The organism is Blastococcus carthaginiensis (assembly GCF_030731085.1).
Classification (GTDB): Bacteria; Actinomycetota; Actinomycetes; order Mycobacteriales; family Geodermatophilaceae; genus Blastococcus; species Blastococcus carthaginiensis.
Genome location: NZ_JASNFN010000012.1, coordinates 159,805 through 177,847 on the forward strand (window position 1 = coordinate 159,805; position 18,043 = coordinate 177,847).

Sequence of the window (18,043 nt, forward strand, 5' to 3'; positions counted from 1 at the left end):
CTGCGCAGCGGCCCCCCCGCGCGGCCGGCCCGCTCATGTCGCCGGCCGGGCCGGTGGCGTGCCGAGCAGCTCCCGGTAGACCCCGACCAGCTGCGCGGCGGTGCCCGCCTCGTCGGGCCAGCCGGCGGCCTGCCGCAGCCCGGCCGCGACGAGGTCCGCGGCGTGCGCGCTGTCGCAGAGCACCCGCACCACGGCCTCGGCGAAGGCCACGGCATCCCCGACCGGGACGAGCTCGGCGGCGTCGCCTAGGAGCTCCGGCAGCCCGCCGGTGCGGGTGGCCACCAGGGGCACCCCGGCGCGGAGGGCCTCCTGCGCGGTGAGCGACCGCGCCTCCCAGCGCGAGGGGAGCACGCAGAGATCGGCGGCGCCCAGCAGGTCGGCGACGTCGTCCCGGCGGCCCAGCAGCGTGACCGGCAGCGCCTCGGCGCGGATGCGCCGGGCCAGCTCGTCCTGCAGCGGCCCGTCGCCGGCGATGACCACCGAGGGCACCGGGCGCACCCGCTCGTCGGCCGACCAGCGCGCCACCGCGTCGAGCAGGACGTCGTAGCCCTTCTGCGGGTGCAGGCGGCCGACGGCGACGACCAGCGCACGGTCGTCGTCGAGCCCGAGGCCGGCGCGGACCTCCGCCGGGGTGCGCGTGGCCGCGGGCAGCGGCGGTGCGGAGACGGGCGCGACCCGCACGTCGCGGGCGCCCAGCCGGCGGGCGTTCTCGGCGAGGTCGGCCGAGGCGGCGAGGACCACGTCGGCGGCTCGCACGGTGGCCCGTTCGGCGCGCTCGAGCACCCGGCGCCGCAGCCCGCCGCCCTCGGGGAGGGCGTTGTGCAGGGTGAGCACCAGCGGCACCGTGCCGTCGGCCAGCCGGCGCGCGGCCGCGGCGACCAGCCCGGCGCGCAGGCCGTGGGCGTGCACCAGGTCGCTGCCGGCCAGCGCCCGGCGGAGCGACTGCACGGCGCGCGCGTCGGCGGCCGGCGCCAGCCCGGCGGAGATCTCCACGGGGGTGAACCGGGCGCCGCGGCCGCTGAAGCCGAACAGCACGTCGGTGGCGGCCGGGCCGCACACGTCGACCTCGGCACCCGATGCCCGCAGCGGCGCCACGAGCGAGCGGACGTGGGTGCCCACGCCTCCGGTGCTGGTGGCCAGCACCTCGGTGATGCAGCGGTCCCGCAGGGGCGTCTCAGCCACTGCGCACCTCCTGCTCACCCGTCGACCGCAACTCCCGGAGCGCCCCCACCAGCTGCGCGCGGGCCGTGCCCATCATGACGGCCAGCGCCACGACCAGCACGACGCCCCCGACGACGACGCCGGCGCCCAGCGCGGCCAGCACCCCGTCGGGCACGGGGTCCGCACCGAGGACGCGGGCCAGCCACAGACCGGCCCCACCCGCCAGGACCGCCGCCGCCACCGCGGACGGGCCGCCCCGGGACAGGCCGTGCAGCGCCGGCCGGCCGGCCACCCGCAGCACCACGACCAGCAGCCCGGCACCGGCGACGGTGACCCCCAGCGTGTGGCCGAGGGCCAGCGCCGCGGCCCGGTCCGCCGGGGGCAGCACGGCGGCCAGGACGACGTCGGCGGCGACGGCGAGCAGCCAGCCGCCGAGGACGCACACGGTCGGTGCCTTCCACAGCCCACGGGCGTAGAGCGCACGGGTGAGGACGGCCACCAGCGCGTAGCCGAGCAGGCCGGGCGCGAAGGCCACCACGGTGTCCCGCAGCGCCGCCACCTCGCGATCGGTGCCGCCGGCGAAGAACACCCGCGCCACCGGGCCGGCCGCGGCGACCAGCGCCGCGGTGGCGACGGCGGAGGCGGCGACGGTGAGCAGGACGACCGGCGCCAGCGCGCGGCGGTATCCGGTCTCGTCACCGACCTCGGCGCGCTCGGCCAGACCCGGGTAGGCCGAGGTGGCCAGCGGCACGGCGAGCGCCGCCCACGGCAGGAGGAAGACGGTCAGGCCGGCGACGTACACCACCTGGGTGCCTTCGGGCGCCCCGCTGTTGGCCAGCCGGATGGCGACGGCGGCCACCAGCTGCTGGCCGGCGAGGGTGAGGACGCCGGCGAGGGCGAGCCGGCGGACCCGCGGGGCGGCGCCGACCGGGAAGCGCAGCGACGGTCGGAGCCCGAGCCGCAGCCCCCGCAGCGGCACCAGCAGGCTCAGGCTGAGCGCCACCACGCCGAGCGTCGTCCCCACGCCGAGCACGAGCTCGGCCGGGGTGGACAACCCCGCCACCTCCGTCCCGCCGCCCATGGCCGCGAACGCGAGGTAGGCCGCCGCCACGACGACGCTGGACAGCAGCGGCGCGAGCGCCGGGCCGGCGAAGCGCCGGTGGGCCTGCAGCACGCCGGTGAGGACGATGCCGATGCCGTACAGGAGGACCTGCGGGGCGAAGACCAGCAGGAAGCGGGCGGCGAGCTCCACCTGCTCGGGATCCTCGGCGCCGAGCAGCAGCCGCGCGATCGGCTCGGCCAGCACCGCCACCAGCACCGACAGCGGCACGAGCAGCAGCAGCGTCCAGCCCAGCAGGGCCGACGCCGTGCGCCGCACCTGCTCGCGGTCCCCGGCGGCGATGCCGCCGGCGAGCATGGGGACGACGAGGCTGGCCAGCGCACCACCGGCCACCACCTCGAAGACGATGTTCGGGACGTTGTTGGCCGCGAGGTAGGTGTCGCCGGTGCTGCCCGGGCCGACCGTGTTGGTGAAGACCAGCGTGCGCCCGAAGCCGGCCAGCCGGGACAGGACGGTGAGCGCCGCGATCAGCGCGGCGGCGCCGGCCACCCCGCGGGCCACCTGCCGCCCGGTCACGAGGGACGGCGGCCGAGGCGGTCCAGTTCGCGCAGGCCCGGCGTGGCCTCGATGACGCGGGTGAAGCTGACCCGCTCGCTGGCGAGGGTGAGGCCGCTGACCGCGACCAGCGCGCCGGCCCGGACGGCGCGCGAGCCGACGGCGGCGAGCCGCAGCCCCAGCAGCGCGCCGAGGGCGTTGGCCCCGCTGTCACCGAGCATGACCCGCTCGCCGAGGTCCTCGGGCAGCACGGCGAGAGTCGCCCCGAGCGGCCCGGCGGCCAGCCTCCCGGCGGGCCCGCCGAGGCCGGCGGCCGCGGCCAGGACGCCCACCTTGGCCGCGCGCCCCGGCCGCAGGTCGAGCAGGTTGAGCAGGTTCGCCGTCCCGGCCACGAGACCGGTGGTGAGCACGCCGTCGACGAGCGCACCGGCGCCGCGACCGCTCCCGCGGGTCAGCAGGGCCGCCGTCGCGGCGGCGGCCCCGATCCCGGCGACCTTCACCGCGCCGGCGGACACCCGGCCCTCGCGCAGCGCCCGCAGGTGGCCGGCGAGCCCCTTGTCGCGGGCCTGCTCCGGCCGGGCGCCGGCGAGGTCGTCGTAGCCGCCGACGAGGCCGGACGCGGCGCCGACCACCACCGCGGCGGCCCGGGTGCCGGGCGGAGCACCGAGCGCGGCGGACGCCGTCGCAGCGGCCGCGAGCGCCGGCCCGCCGAGGAGGCTGACCGGGCGGCCGGCGTAGTTGGTGCGCCGCCACGGCGCACCCGCGGGGCGGGCCGCCAGCCGGGCGGCCGCCGCCAGGGCGCCGCGGGCCGCTCCGGCCCCGGCGACGGCGAGCAGCGCGGTGCGCCGCGCGCTCACTGGGCGGCGGCGGGCAGCGGCGGCACCGGCTGGGTGTCCTCGCCGGTCCCGTACATGCCCGAGGTGCCCTGCGACTCCTGCCCGAGCGCGAGCACGGTGCTGATCCGGCCGACGACGGTGCCGACGTTGTCGACCGTGGAGATGGCGGAGGCGAGCGCCGGGTCCGCGCGCACCGCGCCGATCAGCCCGTTGGGGCGGGCCGACGGGGCGTCGCCGGCGATCACCGCGCCCCGGCCCTGTTCGTCCAGGGCGCTGGCCAGCGCGATCAGGGCGGCGTTGCGGGCGTCGGCGTCGTCACCGGTGAACCCGCTGCCGGTGAGCAGCACGGCGTGGTCGGCGGGCGTGACCGAGGCGCCCTCGGGGACGAGCACGTCCAGGGAGGCCAGGCCGGCCAGCACGGAGGAGACCGCGGCGGTGTCGGGCGCCGGCCCGTCCGGCGGGATCATGAGCACCTGCGCCAGCAGCGAGCCCACCAGGACGCCGGTGTCACCGCTCTCGGGCAGCTGCAGGCCGGCCGGCCGTCCCGGGCCGGTCACGAAGCTCTGCAGCGCGGCCCCGGTGGCCGGGTCGCTGTACTCCGGCTGGAGCCGCACCACACCGCTGACCGACCCGCCCGCTTCGCCGATGAGGGCGGTGACCGCCTCGACCGTCTCGGGGGTGACGGTGTCGTTGGTCGGGACGAGGAGCACCGAGCGGTCGGTGAGCGTGCCTTGGACCAGCGCGTCGTCCACGGCCTCCTCGAACTCCGCGGAGGTGTCCAGCTGCGCCTCGAGCTCCTGCGTGCGGTCCTCGAGGTCCCGCTTGTCCTGCTCGAGGTCGGCCACCTGGTTCTCGATGTCGGCGAGGATCGGCTCGTTGAGCGCCGTCGTCCCGATGACGATGCCCAGGGCGACCGCGAGGAAGACCGCGATCAGAGAGACCAGGTGGTAACGGAAGTCGATCACGCGATGAGGTTCTCCAGCCAGAACATGAAGCTGTTCCATTGGTCGAGCAGCAGGTCCAGGTAGACGCGCCCGGCCGCGGACAGGGCCAGCGCCGACCCGATCGCGACGAAGGCGGCGATCACCAGGACCACGAGTGCGGTCGTCGAGATGCGGCTGCGGTAGAGCCGGCTGACGCCCTTGGCGTCGACCAGCTTGCCGCCCAGCCGCAGGCGGGTGAGGAATGTCGACGCCATGCCCCCGCGCCCCTTGTCCAGGAACTCCACGAGCGTGGCGTGCGTGCCGACGGCGACGATGAGCGTGGCGCCCTTCTCGTCGGCCAGGAGCATCGCGATGTCCTCGCTGGTGGCGGCCGCGGGGAAGGTGATGGCGTCGACGCCGAGGTCCTGCACGCGGGCCAGCCCGGGGGCGCGGCCGTCGGCGTAGGCGTGCACGACCACCTCGGCGCCGGAGCGCAGCACGTCGTCGCTGACCGAGTCCATGTCGCCGATGATCATGTCCGGCGAGTAGCCCGCCTCGACCAGCGCGTCGGCGCCGCCGTCCACGCCGATGAGGACCGGGCGGTAGTCGCGGATGTAGGAGCGGAGGGCGTGCAGGTCCTCCTTGTAGTCGTAGCCGCGGACGACCACGAGCACGTGCCGGCCTTCGATCGTCGTCGCCACGTCCGGGACGCCGACGCCGTCGAGCAGGAGCGCGCGCTCGCGTTTCATGTACTCCATGGTGTTGGCGGCGAACGCCTCCAGCTGCACCGAGAGACCGGCCTTCGCGTCGGCCATCGCGGCGGCGACGGTGTCGGCGTCGTGCTCGGCGCCTTCGGCGAGGACCGCGCCCTCGGCGTCGAGCAGGCGGCCGTCCTCGACGCGGACTTCGGCGCCCTCCTTGACCTTCGCGAAGACGTCCTTGCCGACGTCGTCGAGCAGGGGGATGCCGGCGTTGATCAGGATCTCCGGGCCCAGGTTCGGGTAGCGGCCGGAGATGCTGGGCGCGGCGTTGACCACGGCGGCGACCTTGCAGCCCACCAGCGCGTCGGCGCTCACGCGGTCGATGTCGACGTGGTCGATGACGGCGATGTCGCCGGGGCGCAACCGCTTCGTCAGGTTCTTGGTGCGCCGGTCCAGGCGGACGGTGCCGGCGGTGCCGGGACCCGCCTCCTGAGCCCGGCCGCGGCGAACGGTGCCGATGCGCATGACATCGCATGCTGCCACGCTCGGCGGACGGGCCGATCCTCCGACGCGCCTCGGCAACCCCCTGGTCACGCAACGTGTCCGACACCACCTCTGCCCGACACGCCGGGCGCGCCGGGTCGGCCGCTTGCGCGGAACCGTTACCGAGTCGTGACTAGCGTTGCGCGTGTGACTGGAGTGGCCGGAGCCCTGACGACCGCAGCGTCCCTCCCGCAGGTCGAGGAGAGCGCTCCCGCGCCTGCCGGTGCGGCGGTGATCCGGGCCGTGCCGGCGCCCGAGCCGGTCGCGCCCCCCGCTCCCCCGCGTGGGCAGCCCGCCGAGGGGGACGCCGGGGACCGGCCCCGCGGTCGCCGGAAGCCGCGGGGGCAGGGCATCCGCGAGCACCGCCGGCAGCAGACCCGGGCGCGCATCGTCGACGCCGCCACGGACCTGTTCGACGCGCGGGGGTTCGACGCGGTCAGCGTGGTGGAGATCGCCCAGCGCGCCGGTGTGGTGGAGAAGACCGTCTTCAACCACTTCCCGGTCAAGGAGGGGCTGGTCTTCGACGCCGACCCGCCGATGCGCGCGGCTCTGCTGGACGCGGTGCGCCGGCGGCCGGCCGGTGAGTCGGTGGCCGCGGCCGCCGGGAGCTTCGTCGTCGCCGCGGTGAGCCTGCTGGGCACGCCCGAGGCCGCCGACGGGGTGGCCCGCATGGCGCGGGTGATCCGGGGCAGCCGCACGCTGCAGGTGCGCGAGCGGGAGATCCTGGGCGAGCTCACCACCTCGCTGGCCGACCTGATCGCCGAGGAGACCGCTGCGCGGTTGGGCCAGATCGAGCCGTGGCTGGCCGCGCACGCTGTGCTGGGCCTGTACGCCTCGTTGCTGGAGCTCGCGCGCGACCGGGTCCTCGCCGGGGTGAGCGGCCCCGAGCTGGCGGCCGAGCTGCGCCACCAGGGCCGGCGCGGCCTGGCCCTGCTGCAGTTCGGCCTCGCCGGCTACGCCAAGCGGAGGTGACCGACGAGGGGGCCCGGAGGGTCCCCGAGGTGGCCACAGAGCCGCCCCTGCGAGGCAAGCCGGCGAGCGGGAGCCGGAGGCTCCCCGAGCCGGCGCAGGGATCGGCTCAAGGCAGGTCGGGCACGGCACCTGGCCGCGGTGTGATCCGGAGGATCACCAGGTCACAGCCGCGGTCCAGATCACGCAGCGATCTGCAGTGAGCACAGCAGCTGGTCGCCGCGGTCGCCGGGGAGCGCCTGGTCGCGGGTGAACAGCGCGATGGCGACCATGTAGCCGTCGTCGCCGGCCCAGCCGTGCCCGTCCGCGCAGAGCCGGTGGATGTGCTCGCGGACCTTGGGCTCGCTGCTGTAGGGGCCGTAGTCCAGCCCCATGGCCAGGAAGTTGGCCACCCGGTAGCCGAGCTCCTCGGCCGTGCGCACCGTCGTCTCGGGGTCGGAGTAGCTGGCGACGGCGGTGATCACGTCGGTGTAGCCGACCTTGAGCAGCTGGAGCACCAGGTCGTTGCCGCGCACCCCGCCCCACAGCTCGGGCATCAGGATGTCGCGGTCGGGCGCGGGGATGTAGGGCGGGTTGGCGATCACGGTCCGGGCCGGACGGCCTCCCGCGGAATCGGCCTGGTCGAAGAAGTCGCCGAGCTCGACGGTGTACCGGTCGGCGACGCCCCGCGCGGCGATGTTCGCGCGGGCCTGCGCCACCGACGGGGCGCTGATGTCGTAGCTGCGCACCCGGAGTCCGGGCAGCGCGCGGACGACGTCGGAGATGGCCGTGGCGTCACCGGTCCCGAGTTCGTCGACCCCCTCCTCGACCCATCCGAGCTGGTCGCGGTACTGGCTGAGCAGCATGCACACCGAGAAGCCGTAGTGCGCGGACTCGTCGGTCGAGGAGAAGCACGTCACCGACGCCCCCTACCCCGGTGGATCGCGCGGCACTCCCCCGCTCACCCGCTCCGGGGAACGCCGGTCAGCGGGCGGCGGCCGCCACGGCCAGCAGCTCCCGCGCGTGCGCCTGCCCGGTGTCGCTGTCGGCGAGGCCGGAGAGCATCCGGGCCAGTTCCCGCACGCGGTCCTCGCCGTCGACGGACCGGATGTCGGTGGCGGTGACCCCGGCGCCGGTGTCCGGCGCCTTGTCGACGACCAGGTGGGTGTCGGCGAAGGCGGCGACCTGGGCGAGATGGGTGACGACGACGACCTGGTGGTCGCGGGCCAGCCGGGCCAGCCGCCGCCCGATCTCCCCGGCGGCCTGGCCGCCGACCCCGGCGTCGACCTCGTCGAAGACCATGACCGGCACCGGGTCGGCGCCGGCGAAGACGACCTCGATGGCGAGCATGACGCGGGAGAGCTCACCGCCGGAGGCGCCCTTGTGCACCGGCCGCGGCGGCGCCCCCGGGTGGGCGGCCAGCAGCAGCGCGACCTCGTCGATGCCCTCGGGGCCCGGGTCGTCGGGGTGGCTGTCGATGCTGAAGGAGACCTGGGCGCTCTTCATCGCCAGGCCCGCCAGCTCGTCGCCGACCTCGGTGGCGAATCCCTCCGCGGCCGCGCGCCGCCCCGCCGAGATCCCGGCGCCCAGCCGATCGACCTCCGCGCGGGCGGCGTCCCGCTCGGTCGCCAACGCCTCGAGCGCCTCGTCGGAGACGTCGAGCTCGGAGAGCCGGCGCGCGGCGTCCTCGGCCCAGACCAGCACGCCGGCGACACCTGCACCGGGGTCGGCGTACTTGCGCACGAGCGCCGTCAGGGCGGCCCGCCGGTCGAGCACCTCGGCCAGGCGGGCGGGGTCGGCGTCGAGGTCGGCCACGTAGCCGGCGAGCTGGCCCGCGACGTCGGAGACCACGGCGACGGCGTCCGCGAGATCCTGGGCCAGCATGACCAGCGTCGGGTCGTCGGAGCCGGCCAGGGCGCGCTCGGCGATGGCCAGCGCCGCGGTGGCATCCTGCGGCACCTCGCCGGCGCCCAGGTCGCCGGTCACGTCGCCGACCAGGGCCATCCGCGCCTCGTCGGCCGCGGCCCGCAGCGCGTCGGCGTCGCTGAGCCGCTTGGCCTGGGTGTCCAGGGCCTCGTCCTCACCCGGTTCGGGGGCGACGTCGGCGATCTCCTCCAGCCCGTGCCGCAGCACGTCGGCGGCCTGCGCCAGCTCCCGGGCCTGCCCCCGCCGGCGGTCCAGGTCGGCGGCGAGCTCCCGCCACCGCTGGTGGGCGGCGCGGTAGCGGTCCAGGAGGGCGAGGTGGTCGGCACCGGCGTACCGGTCGAGCGCGCGGCGCTGCTCGGCGGGGCGGGACAGCCGCAGCTGGTCGGTCTGGCCGTGCACCGCGAGCAGGCTCTCGGCGAGCTCGGCGACGACGCCGACGGGGACGCTGCGCCCGCCCAGGTAGGCGCGCGACCGGCCTTCGGCGCTGACGGTGCGGGCGAGGATGAAGCTGCCGTCGTCGTCGGGATCGGCACCGGCGTCGGCCGCCCGCGCCCAGGCCGGCGACTCCGGCGGCAGCTCCAGCCGCCCTTCCACCCCGGCGCGGCCGTTGGCCCGGACCCGGCCGGGGTCGGCCCGGCCGCCGAACAGCAGGGTCAGCCCGGTGACCACCATGGTCTTGCCGGCGCCGGTCTCGCCTGTGACCACCGTCAGGCCGCGGCCGAGCTCGAGGGTGACGTCGTCGATGGCCCCCAGCCCGCGGATGCGCAGCTCGGACAGCCGGCCGGTCGCCGTCGTCGGCGCCGTCCGTTCAGACGTCGTCGTGCGTGCCGCCACCGCTCACCTCCCGCGCCGTCTGGTCCGGGTCGTCGACGGAGACCACCTCGCGGGTGAGCACGTTGCGGCTGGTGAACAGCTCGTGCCCCGGACCGGCGTGCCGGGCGTCGCGGAAGCCGCGGACGGGCAGCCCGAACTTCGCCACCAGACGGTCGCCGAACGCGGCGGCGTGCACGCGCGCGATGCGCACCGGCCGGCTCGCCCGGCGGACCTCCACGCGGCCGCCGTCGGGGACGTCGAGGGTGCGGCGCCCGTCGGCCGAGACGCGGGCCTGGTTGCCGTCGGCGGGGACCGCGACGGTGACCACCGAGTGGGGCGAGGTCACCAGCGGCCGGGCGAAGAGGGCGTGGGCGTTGCTGGGCACCAGCAGCAGGGCCTCGACGTCGGGCCAGACGACCGGCCCGCCGGCGGAGAAGGCGTAGGCGGTGGAGCCGGTGGGGGTCGCGCAGAGCACGCCGTCGCAGCCGAAGCTGGTCAGCGGCCGCCCGTCGATCGCGATGACGACGTCGAGCACCCGGGAGCGCTCGGCCTTCTCCACGGAGATCTCGTTGAGCGCCCACGTGCCACCGACGACCATGCCGCCGCGGTCGACGACGTCGACCCGGATCGCCAGCCGCTCCTCGACCGAGTACTCGCAGTCCTCGATGGCGCTCAGGGTCTCCTCGACCGCCTCGGGCTCGGTCTCGGCGAGGAAGCCGACGCGGCCCAGGTTGACACCCATCAGCGCGGCGTCGGTGTACCGGGCCAGCTCCGCGGCCCGCAGGAAGGTGCCGTCCCCGCCGAAGACCATGACGATCTCGGCGTCCTTCGCCGCGCCCTCGTCGCAGGGCACCACCTCGGCGCCGGGGATCTCCAGGTCGGGCGCCTCGTCCTCGAGCACCTTGACCCCGATGCCGCCGCGGAGCAGCCGCGCGGCGGAGGTGCGGGCCAGCTCGACGATGTCCCGCCGTCCGGTGTGCACCGTGAGCAGGACCCGTCGTGGGCCCCGCTCACCGGTCGCTGCCGTGCTCGGCTCGGTCACTGCGGTCCCTCCTGGACTGCTCGACGGACGGCGTCCTCCTCGATCGGCGCGGCATCGGCCCGCAGCCACAGGAAGAACTCCACGTTGCCGGCCGGCCCCGGCAGCGGGCTGGCCACCACACCGGCGGTCCCCCAGCCCAGCGCCTGCGCCGCCCGCCCGACCTCCAGGACGGAGTGCACCCGGTGCTCCGGATCGCGCACCACGCCGCCGGCGCCGAGCCGGTCCCTGCCCACCTCGAACTGCGGCTTCACCATCGGCAGCAGGTCGGCGTCGGGCGAGGCGCAGGCGGTGAGCGCCGGCAGCACCAGCCGCAGCGAGATGAAGGAGAGGTCGGCGACGACGAGGTCCACCGGACCACCGATCGCCTCGGGGGTCAGGGTGCGGACGTTGGTGCGTTCGTGCACCTGCACCCGGTCGTCGGTGCGCAGCGACCAGGCCAGCTCCCCGTACCCGACATCGACGGCGACGACCTCGGCCGCCCCGCGCCGCAGGAGGACCTCGGTGAATCCCCCGGTGGAGGCCCCGGCGTCCAACGCCCGCCGCCGCTCGACCGGCACGGGGAAGGCCTCCAGCGCACCCAGCAGCTTGTGCGCGCCGCGCGACACCCACGAGGGCTCGTCCGGGTCGGTGCGCACCACCACCGGGGTGCCCGCCTCGACGCCGGTGGCCGGCTTGGTGGCCGCCTGCCCCGCGACGGCGACCCGTCCCTCGGCGATGAGGCTCACCGCGTGCTCCCGCGACCGGGCCAGGCCGCGGCGCACGAGCTCGGCGTCGAGCCGGCTGCGACGGGCCATCAGCGCGGGTCGATCGTGCCGAGCTCGCGCTGCAGGCGCGCGTGCTCGGCCTCGAAGACGGCGACGTGCTCGGACACGGGCAGCTCGTCGAGACCGTCCAGCCGGCCGTCGCCGTCGTCCGCGGGCGTCGTCCGGTCCTCCGCCGGCGCCTCGGGGACCGGCCCCGGTCGTGGCTCGGTCGACGGAGCCCCGGGGACGGCGACCGGCGCGGGCCCCGGGCGGTACGGCCCGGGCACCGGTCGCGGGGCGGTCGGCTCGGTCACGGAGCACCTCTCGGGGGAACGGGGCGGGCAGGCCGGGACGGGCGCTCGCGGACGCGCCGGCGTCTGCAGCGGAGGTTACCGGCCGGGCACGACGTGGACGGGCTGGACGGAGCCTCGCGATAGCGTCGGGCGACCGCACCCGCCGCCGATCCCAGGGGAGACCGCTCCGCGTGGCCACCATGGACCAGTGCATGACCGCCCTCAGGGGCATCCTCGGCGACCTCGCCGCGAATCCCGCGGCGGCCGGGCTCGACCGCAGCCTGTCCTGCCGGCTGACCGATCTGGAGCAGGTGGTCCTCGGCCGGCTGAGCTCGGGATCGGTGCGGGACCTGCACGCCGTCCCCGACGGCGCGGGCGTGCCCAAGGCCGACATCCGGCTGACGATGACCAGCGACGACCTGGTGGCCCTCACCGACGGCCGGCTCTCCTTCGGTCCGGCGTGGGCCAGCGGGCGGGTCAAGCTCGAGGCGGGCCTGCGGGACCTTCTGCGGCTGCGCAAGCTGCTCTGAGCCCCGGCGGGTCAGCGCGCGCCGCCCGACGGCAGACCCCAGGCCTGGGCGCTCGCGGTCGCCGCCGCTCCGTGCGCGAGCACCCGCACCGGCGCCCCTTCCCCGGGGTGGGCCGCCCAGTGCGCGACGCAGAGCGCCCGCAGCCCGTCGAGGTCGTCGGAGCCCGACGAGGCCGTGCCCGCCGGGTGGGAGTCGGGCCCGCGGAGCTCGAGCGCGTCCCCGCCTTCCGCCTGCCGGACCGTCCAGCCGCCGCACCGCCAGGTCGGGCCGTCCACCGTCACCGCCGGGTGCGGGTGGAGGATGCCGGAGGCGTCGGCGGCCAGCAGATCGGGCCGGTGATCCGGCCCGGCGGCGACCAGCGTGGCCGGATCGGTCACCCCGGAGAAGACCAGCAGGCTGGCCGCTCCGGCGCGGCGTGCGCCCTCGATGTCGGTGTCCAGGCGGTCGCCCACCACCAGGGGGTGTTCCGCACCGGTGCGGCGGACGCACTCGGCGTGCATCGCCGGATCCGGCTTCCCCGTGACCAGCGGCTCCTGCCCCGTGACCTGCCGGACCACCGCGACCATCGCGCCGTTGCCGGGGAGCGGACCGCGCGGCGAGGGGATCGTGGCATCGGTGTTGGTCGCGACGTGCCGGGCGCCGTTGCGGACGGCGACGACGGCCTCGGCCAGCTGGGTCCAGCCCACCTCCCGTCCGTAGCCCTGGACGACCGCCTCGGGCCCGTCCTCCGCGCGCACGACCACCGTGAGACCGGCCGCCTCCAGCGCGGCGGCGACCCCCGGGCCGCCGACCGGGAGGACGCGCGCACCGGCACCGAGCAGCTCGGCCACGACGGTCGCCGCCGCCTGCGAGCTGGTGATCACGTCGCCGGGACCGGCGGGTACCTGCAGCTCGGTCAGGTGCGCGGCCACCTGCTCGGGCGTGCGGGCGGCGTTGTTCGTGACGAACCCGAGGCGCATCCCCTCGGCGCGGGCCCCGGCCAGCGCCGCGGGAACCCCGGGGACGGCGTCGGGCCCGACGTAGACGACCCCGTCGAGGTCGAGCAACGCCACGTCGTACCGCCGCGTCGGCGGCTGGGCGCAGCCGGCGGCCAGGGCCGGGAGCGCGGAGGGGCCGGCCTGGTCGGTCACGCGGATCCCCTCGTCCGACGGGCCCGGACCTCGCGGAGCGCCCGCGCGTAGTGCGCGAGATCGGGGCGCATGGCGACGGCCAGCGCCAGCTGCTCGGCGGCCAGGGCCAGGTCGCCGGCGCGGCTGGCGGCCAGCCCGAGGCCGAACCGCGCGTAGTCGTCGGCGGGGTCGGAGGCGATGCGGGTGAAGCTCTCGATCGCCTCCGGGTAGCGGTGGGCGTCGTACTGGGCGCGGGCCAGCGCCTCGCGCACGCTGCGCGATCCCGGTTCGGCCTCCGCCGCGCGGGCCAGGAGGGTCGCCGCGGCGTCGGGGTGCCGGTCGGCGAGCAGTTCCAGGCCGCGGTGGTACCAGTCGTAGACGCCGCCGGCAGGCGCCTCGCGGCCTCCGCCGCGATCCTCCGGTGCGCCTGCTGCTGGCACCGCCGCCCCCTTCCTCGACCACTGCCGGGCACCGCCGTGCGCCGGTCCGGGAGGAGCGACCGACGGCGACCGCCGGTGGCGCTCCTACGATCCTCGTCGTGCTCTCGTCGTCGGTGGGACCCCGAACGCCACCCGGGTCGGGTCCGGGCCTGGAGGTCCGGCCGTTCCGGGCGCTGACCTACCGGAACCGGGATCCCGGGCACCTGGCCCGCGTCAGCTCGCCAGCCTACGACCTGGTGACCCCGGCCGGCCGCGCCCGGCTGGCCGACGCCGACCCGCACAACATCGTGCGCCTGATCCTGCCCCAGGTCGACGGGCGACCGGGAGACGCGGACGCGTCCGCCGATCTCGCCGCGACCACGCTGCGGTCGTGGGTCACCGATGGGGTGCTCGTCCGGGACGCCGCAGCCGCACTGTGGCTGTACGAGCTGCAGCCGGCCGATGGTGCGCCGGCCACGGTGGGCTGGCTGGGCGCGGTCGCCCTGCCGCCTGCCGGCTCGGCCGCGGTGCTGCCCCACGAGGACACCTACCCCGCAGCGGTCGAAGGACGCCGGGCGCTGCTCGCAGCGACGCGCACGGACCTGGAGCCGATCGTGCTCGCCCACGATCCGGAGCCGGACGTGGCCGAGGTGAGCGCGAGGGTGCAGCGGTCGGCCCCGACGATGGAGCTGCGCGACGGGGACGGGGTGCTGCACCGGTTGTGGCGGGTGGACGACGTCGCGACGCTCAAGGCGGCCACGCAGGCGCTGTCCCGCACCCGCGCGGTGATCGCCGACGGGCACCACCGGTTCGCGGCGGCACGCGCGAACGCCGGCACGCAGGACGGTGCGGCGGGATCGGACGCGGTGCTCGCCCTGGTCACCCCGATGGGCCCGGGTGGCCTGCGGGTCGACCCGATCCACCGCGTGGTGCCGGATCTTCCCTTCAACGCCGCGGTAGCGGCGGCCGCCCGGGGTTTCGTCACAGCCGGGGTGCCGGTCGACGGGGCGGGCCCCGAAGCGGTCGTCGCGGCCGCGAGGGCGTGGCTCGGCGACCCGGCCGAGCGGGGGCTGCTGCTCAGCGACGGCGCCCGCCTGGTCCGGCTCACCGCCGCCGCTCCCGAGGTCCGTGCCGCCGTCCCGGCCGAGGAGCCGCCCGCCTGGCGGGACCTGGACGTGGTGCTCGCGCACCACGGGCTGCTGCAGGTGCTGTGGGCGCGACCGGACACCGTGGACGCCGTCGTGATCGCTCACGGGCTCGAGGAGGCCTTGGCGACTGCGGTGGAGCGCGCAGGCGTCGCCGTGCTGCTGCGTGCGCCATCGCCCACGGACGTGGCCGCGGTCGCGCGTGCCGGCGCCCGCATGCCGCGGAAGTCGACCCTCTTCGTGCCGAAGCCGCGCACGGGCCTGGTGCTGCGACCGCTCGCGGACTGAGCAGCAGAGCACCGCTTCAGGCCGTCTCCCCCGCCGCCCGCGCGGCCGATCGCGGCACCTTGCGTCCGCGCCGGCAGTTGACCTCGCACACCGACGCGGTGCCCGAGCCCGTGCGCCAGAAGCGCCGCTGCAGCGCGCCTTCCACCTCCACGACGTCACCCGGTTGCCAGGCCGCGACCCGACGCTGCAGCCCCCGGTCGTAGGTGATGCAGGTGAGGACGTCCACCGACCGGCCGCGCACGCTGGGCCCTGGCCGGCGCACCACCAACCGGAAGCTCACCAGCGCGTCGCCGCTCGGCAGGGTGCGCAGTTCTGCGGGGGCGGACAACCGCCCCCGCAGGACCACGTCGTTGCGATCGATCACAGCCACGGTCATGACCGCAGCCTGCTCGCCGGGGATCGGCCACGGTGACCCGCCCGACCGATCTGTGGATGCCCATCGCGGGTGTGGATGAGCCCGACGATCCGGTCGGTGTCAGGGCTCCGGCTGGTCGTCCGCCGTCTCGCTCGGTCCGGCGCCGGCCGGGATGTCGTCGCCGGTCTCACCGAGCATTTCGGCGACCTCCGCCTCGACTTCTTCGGCGAAGCTCATCGTCCAGGTGCTCTCGTCTTCGTCGCCCTCGGCGTCGGCTGCTGGGGGCTCCTCATCGGGGAGTTCGCCACCGGACACGGTGTCTTCGGAAGCTTCGTCGCGGGCGAGCGGGTCGCCGAGCCCCTCGCTCAAGTCGACCTCGGTGAACTCCACACCCAGGTCCTCACCTGCCAGCTCCGGGTCGATCGCCGCGATCGCCTCGAGCCACCGGTCGGCCTCTACCTCCTCGCCCTGGGCCCGCAGCAGCTCGGTGTAGGCGGCGGCCACCCGCAGCTTCCCCGGATCGCCGGCGTCCAGGGCCGAGGGGTCGGGACGGCCACCGAGGGCGCGTTCGAGGACCAGGCGGGCAGCGGCCGCCTCGCCCAGGTCCTGCCGGGCCCCGGCCTCGACCAGGCGGAGTTCCACGCTCTCCTCGTCGTCGACGGGCGCGGCGAGTGCCTCGTTCACCAGGCGGATGGCGACCTCGGGACGTCCGAGCGCCCGCTCGCAGTCCGCCAGCACCGCACGGTAGCCCTGGTCCCCGCTCATGCGGCGGTAGGCGCGGATCTCCCGGGCGGCCTCGGCGTAGTCCCCGGCGTGGTAAGCCGCGACGCCCACCGCTTCACGCACGACGGCCAGGCGCGAGGCCCGGTCGCGGGCCGCCCGGGCATGGGCGAGCGCGGTCTCCGGGTCCTCGTCGACCAGGGTGCCGGCGACCACGAGGTGGCCGGCCACCTTCGCGGAATTCCGCGGGTCCAAGCCACGGAGGGCAGCGCGAATCGCCGGGTCCAGGTCCCGTGGGTCCGCCCACTCGGGGATCTCCGGACCAGCGGGCACGGGCGGTCGCCGGTCCTGCGTGGGCCGGTCCCCGGCAGTACGACGCTCGCGCCAGTCGCCCTGCGAGCGCTGCGGGCGGTCGCCCTGGGGACGCCGATCCTGCCAATCCCCGCGCGGTCGGTCGCCCTGCGGGCGGTCCGAGCGCTGCGGACGGTCACCCTGGGGACGCCGGTCCTGCCAATCCCCGCGCGGTCGGTCGCCCTGCGGGCGGTCCGAGCGCTGCGGACGGTCACCCTGCGGGCGATCGGAGCGCTGCGGACGGCCACCCTGGGGGCGCCGGTCCTGCCAATCGCCACGGGGACGATCTCCTTGAGGACGGCGGTCCTGCCAGTCACTGCGGGGCCGGTCGCCCTGGGGGCGATCGGAGCGCTGCGGACGGTCACCCTGGGGGCGCCGGTCCTGCCAATCGCCACGGGGACGATCTCCTTGAGGACGGCGGTCCTGCCAGTCACTGCGGGGCCGGTCGCCCTGGGGGCGATCGGAGCGCTGCGGACGGCCACCCTGGGGGCGCCGGTCCTGCCAATCGCCACGGGGACGATCTCCTTGAGGACGGCGGTCCTGCCAGTCACTGCGGGGCCGGTCGCCCTGGGGGCGGTCCGAGCGCTGCGGACGGTCACCCTGGGGACGCCGATCCTGCCAGTCCCCGCGCGGACGGTCACCCTGCGGGCGGTCCGAGCGCTGCGGACGGTCACCCTGAGGACGCCGATCCTGCCAATCGCCACGCGGACGGTCACCCTGCGGGCGGTCCGAGCGCTGCGGACGGTCACCCTGGGGACGCCGATCCTGCCAATCGCCACGCGGACGGTCACCCTGCGGGCGGTCCGAGCGCTGCGGACGGCCACCCTGGGGACGCCGATCCTGCCAGTCCCCGCGCGGACGATCCCCCTGGGGGCGGTCCGAGCGCTGCGGACGGTCACCCTGGGGACGCCGATCCTGCCAATCGCCACGGGGACGATCCCCTTGAGGACGGCGGTCCTGCCAGTCGCCACGGGGACGATCCCCTTGAGGACGGCGGTCCTGCCAGTCGCCACGCGGACGGTCACCCTGCGGGCGGTCCGAGCGCTGCGGACGGTCACCCTGAGGACGGCGATCCTGCCAATCCCCGCGGGGTCGGTCGCCCTGGGATCCGCCACGAGGAGCGGCGCCTCCGCCAGCTCGGCGAACCCCCTGCGCACGAGAGCCGCGGGACGCCGGTCGCCCTCGCCCGGAGTCGGACCCACCAGGGCCACGTCGCGGAGCAGTCATCTGTTCTAAGTACCTCTTTGCTCGACGCCGCACACGACCGAGATGGGCCGGCGGCGGACATGGAAAAAGCGAACGGGGGTCAGAGCACTAGCTCTGACCCCCGTTCGGTGAAGTATGTCCGGCGGCGTCCTACTCTCCCACCCCGTCTCCAGGGCAGTACCATCGGCGCTGAGAGGCTTAGCTTCCGGGTTCGGAATGTTGCCGGGCGTTTCCCTCTCGCCATGGCCGCCGTAACTCTGTGAACTTCGAACTTCCCCGCTGGGGGGCTGGTTCGTGCGTTCAGAACCGCACAGTGGACGCGACAATCTTCGTTGATGACTTGGTACACAGGGCCCTCGTGGAGGAGGTGTGTGTG

General features: G+C 76.2%; 17 protein-coding genes and 1 rRNA gene. 3 read left to right on the forward strand and 15 right to left on the reverse strand.

Annotation, left to right across the window (positions count from 1 at the left end; genetic code table 11):
- Window positions 1–33: 33 nt before the first annotated feature.
- Genes QOZ88_RS12250 through steA form a run of 5 tightly spaced genes read right to left on the reverse strand, consistent with a single transcriptional unit; the run spans window position 34 to window position 5,761 of the window.
- Complete coding sequence (locus QOZ88_RS12250; RefSeq protein WP_306000034.1) at window positions 34–1,182, reverse strand: glycosyltransferase family 4 protein; 1,149 nt, start codon at window positions 1,180–1,182, stop codon at window positions 34–36.
- Window positions 1,175–2,797 (reverse strand): murein biosynthesis integral membrane protein MurJ, encoded by a 1,623-nt coding sequence (gene murJ, locus QOZ88_RS12255; protein WP_306000035.1) that lies wholly within the window; start codon window positions 2,795–2,797, stop codon window positions 1,175–1,177. The genes QOZ88_RS12250 and murJ overlap by 8 nt, the downstream gene beginning before the upstream one ends.
- On the reverse strand, window positions 2,794–3,633 hold the full coding sequence (locus QOZ88_RS12260; RefSeq protein WP_306000036.1) for a hypothetical protein: 840 nt from the start codon (window positions 3,631–3,633) through the stop codon (window positions 2,794–2,796). The genes murJ and QOZ88_RS12260 overlap by 4 nt, the downstream gene beginning before the upstream one ends.
- Window positions 3,630–4,577, reverse strand: coding sequence for a copper transporter (locus QOZ88_RS12265; protein WP_306000037.1), 948 nt, complete (start codon window positions 4,575–4,577; stop codon window positions 3,630–3,632). Before QOZ88_RS12265 ends, QOZ88_RS12260 begins: the two co-directional genes overlap by 4 nt.
- A complete protein-coding gene (gene steA, locus QOZ88_RS12270) occupies window positions 4,574–5,761 on the reverse strand; it encodes a putative cytokinetic ring protein SteA (protein ID WP_306000038.1) in 1,188 nt (395 codons plus the stop codon). Before steA ends, QOZ88_RS12265 begins: the two co-directional genes overlap by 4 nt.
- Window positions 5,762–5,926: 165 nt before the next feature.
- Between steA and QOZ88_RS12275 the strand changes: the two genes are divergently transcribed.
- Entirely contained in the window at window positions 5,927–6,751 is an 825-nt protein-coding gene (locus QOZ88_RS12275; RefSeq protein ID WP_306000039.1) for a TetR/AcrR family transcriptional regulator, read from the forward strand.
- Between the two features lie 179 nt (window positions 6,752–6,930).
- Here the strand turns inward: QOZ88_RS12275 and QOZ88_RS12280 are convergent, their stop codons facing one another.
- From QOZ88_RS12280 to QOZ88_RS12300, 5 genes are all read right to left on the reverse strand, one after another.
- Window positions 6,931–7,647 (reverse strand): class I SAM-dependent methyltransferase, encoded by a 717-nt coding sequence (locus QOZ88_RS12280; RefSeq protein WP_306000040.1) that lies wholly within the window; start codon window positions 7,645–7,647, stop codon window positions 6,931–6,933.
- 64 nt (window positions 7,648–7,711) lie between these two features.
- The gene (recN, locus tag QOZ88_RS12285; RefSeq protein WP_306000041.1) at window positions 7,712–9,487 is read right to left on the reverse strand and encodes a DNA repair protein RecN; all 1,776 of its coding nucleotides are present in this window, start codon (window positions 9,485–9,487) and stop codon (window positions 7,712–7,714) included.
- The gene (locus tag QOZ88_RS12290) at window positions 9,462–10,508 is read right to left on the reverse strand and encodes an NAD kinase (protein WP_306000042.1); all 1,047 of its coding nucleotides are present in this window, start codon (window positions 10,506–10,508) and stop codon (window positions 9,462–9,464) included. Before QOZ88_RS12290 ends, recN begins: the two co-directional genes overlap by 26 nt.
- The gene (locus tag QOZ88_RS12295) at window positions 10,505–11,302 is read right to left on the reverse strand and encodes a TlyA family RNA methyltransferase (RefSeq protein WP_306000043.1); all 798 of its coding nucleotides are present in this window, start codon (window positions 11,300–11,302) and stop codon (window positions 10,505–10,507) included. The genes QOZ88_RS12290 and QOZ88_RS12295 overlap by 4 nt, the downstream gene beginning before the upstream one ends.
- Window positions 11,302–11,565, reverse strand: a complete 264-nt coding sequence (locus tag QOZ88_RS12300; protein WP_306000044.1) for a hypothetical protein — start codon at window positions 11,563–11,565, stop codon at window positions 11,302–11,304. Before QOZ88_RS12300 ends, QOZ88_RS12295 begins: the two co-directional genes overlap by 1 nt.
- A 191-nt stretch (window positions 11,566–11,756) precedes the next feature.
- Between QOZ88_RS12300 and QOZ88_RS12305 the strand changes: the two genes are divergently transcribed.
- Window positions 11,757–12,074: an SCP2 sterol-binding domain-containing protein gene (locus QOZ88_RS12305; protein ID WP_306000045.1), complete on the forward strand. Its 318-nt coding sequence runs from the start codon at window positions 11,757–11,759 to the stop codon at window positions 12,072–12,074.
- An 11-nt stretch (window positions 12,075–12,085) separates the two neighbouring features.
- Here the strand turns inward: QOZ88_RS12305 and QOZ88_RS12310 are convergent, their stop codons facing one another.
- Window positions 12,086–13,204, reverse strand: a complete 1,119-nt coding sequence (locus QOZ88_RS12310; protein WP_306000046.1) for an HAD-IIA family hydrolase — start codon at window positions 13,202–13,204, stop codon at window positions 12,086–12,088.
- Window positions 13,201–13,623: a tetratricopeptide repeat protein gene (locus QOZ88_RS12315; RefSeq protein ID WP_306000047.1), complete on the reverse strand. Its 423-nt coding sequence runs from the start codon at window positions 13,621–13,623 to the stop codon at window positions 13,201–13,203. The genes QOZ88_RS12310 and QOZ88_RS12315 overlap by 4 nt, the downstream gene beginning before the upstream one ends.
- 113 nt (window positions 13,624–13,736) lie before the next feature.
- Here QOZ88_RS12315 and QOZ88_RS12320 point away from each other — a divergent pair, with 113 nt between their 5' ends.
- Window positions 13,737–15,035: a DUF1015 domain-containing protein gene (locus tag QOZ88_RS12320; protein ID WP_306000055.1), complete on the forward strand. Its 1,299-nt coding sequence runs from the start codon at window positions 13,737–13,739 to the stop codon at window positions 15,033–15,035.
- Window positions 15,036–15,051: 16 nt separating this feature from the next.
- Here QOZ88_RS12320 and QOZ88_RS12325 read toward each other — a convergent pair whose 3' ends face one another.
- The 3 genes from QOZ88_RS12325 to rrf all read right to left on the reverse strand — a co-directional run bounded on the left by QOZ88_RS12325 (window position 15,052) and on the right by rrf (window position 17,921).
- Window positions 15,052–15,411, reverse strand: coding sequence for a single-stranded DNA-binding protein (locus tag QOZ88_RS12325; RefSeq protein ID WP_306000048.1), 360 nt, complete (start codon window positions 15,409–15,411; stop codon window positions 15,052–15,054).
- A 99-nt stretch (window positions 15,412–15,510) separates the two neighbouring features.
- The gene (locus tag QOZ88_RS12330) at window positions 15,511–16,365 is read right to left on the reverse strand and encodes a tetratricopeptide repeat protein (RefSeq protein ID WP_306000049.1); all 855 of its coding nucleotides are present in this window, start codon (window positions 16,363–16,365) and stop codon (window positions 15,511–15,513) included.
- Between the two features lie 1,439 nt (window positions 16,366–17,804).
- Window positions 17,805–17,921, reverse strand: a 5S ribosomal RNA gene (rrf, locus tag QOZ88_RS12335).
- Window positions 17,922–18,043 lie beyond the last annotated feature (122 nt).

Excerpts from the sequence above, each read along its gene's own strand:
- steA (WP_306000038.1), bottom strand. The coding sequence starts at position 5,761 with ATGCGCATCGGCACCGTTCGCCGCGGCCGGGCTCAGGAGGCGGGTCCC.
- QOZ88_RS12295 (WP_306000043.1), bottom strand. The coding sequence starts at position 11,302 with ATGGCCCGTCGCAGCCGGCTCGACGCCGAGCTCGTGCGCCGCGGCCTG.
- QOZ88_RS12305 (WP_306000045.1), top strand. The coding sequence starts at position 11,757 with ATGACCGCCCTCAGGGGCATCCTCGGCGACCTCGCCGCGAATCCCGCG.
- QOZ88_RS12325 (WP_306000048.1), bottom strand. The coding sequence starts at position 15,411 with ATGACCGTGGCTGTGATCGATCGCAACGACGTGGTCCTGCGGGGGCGG.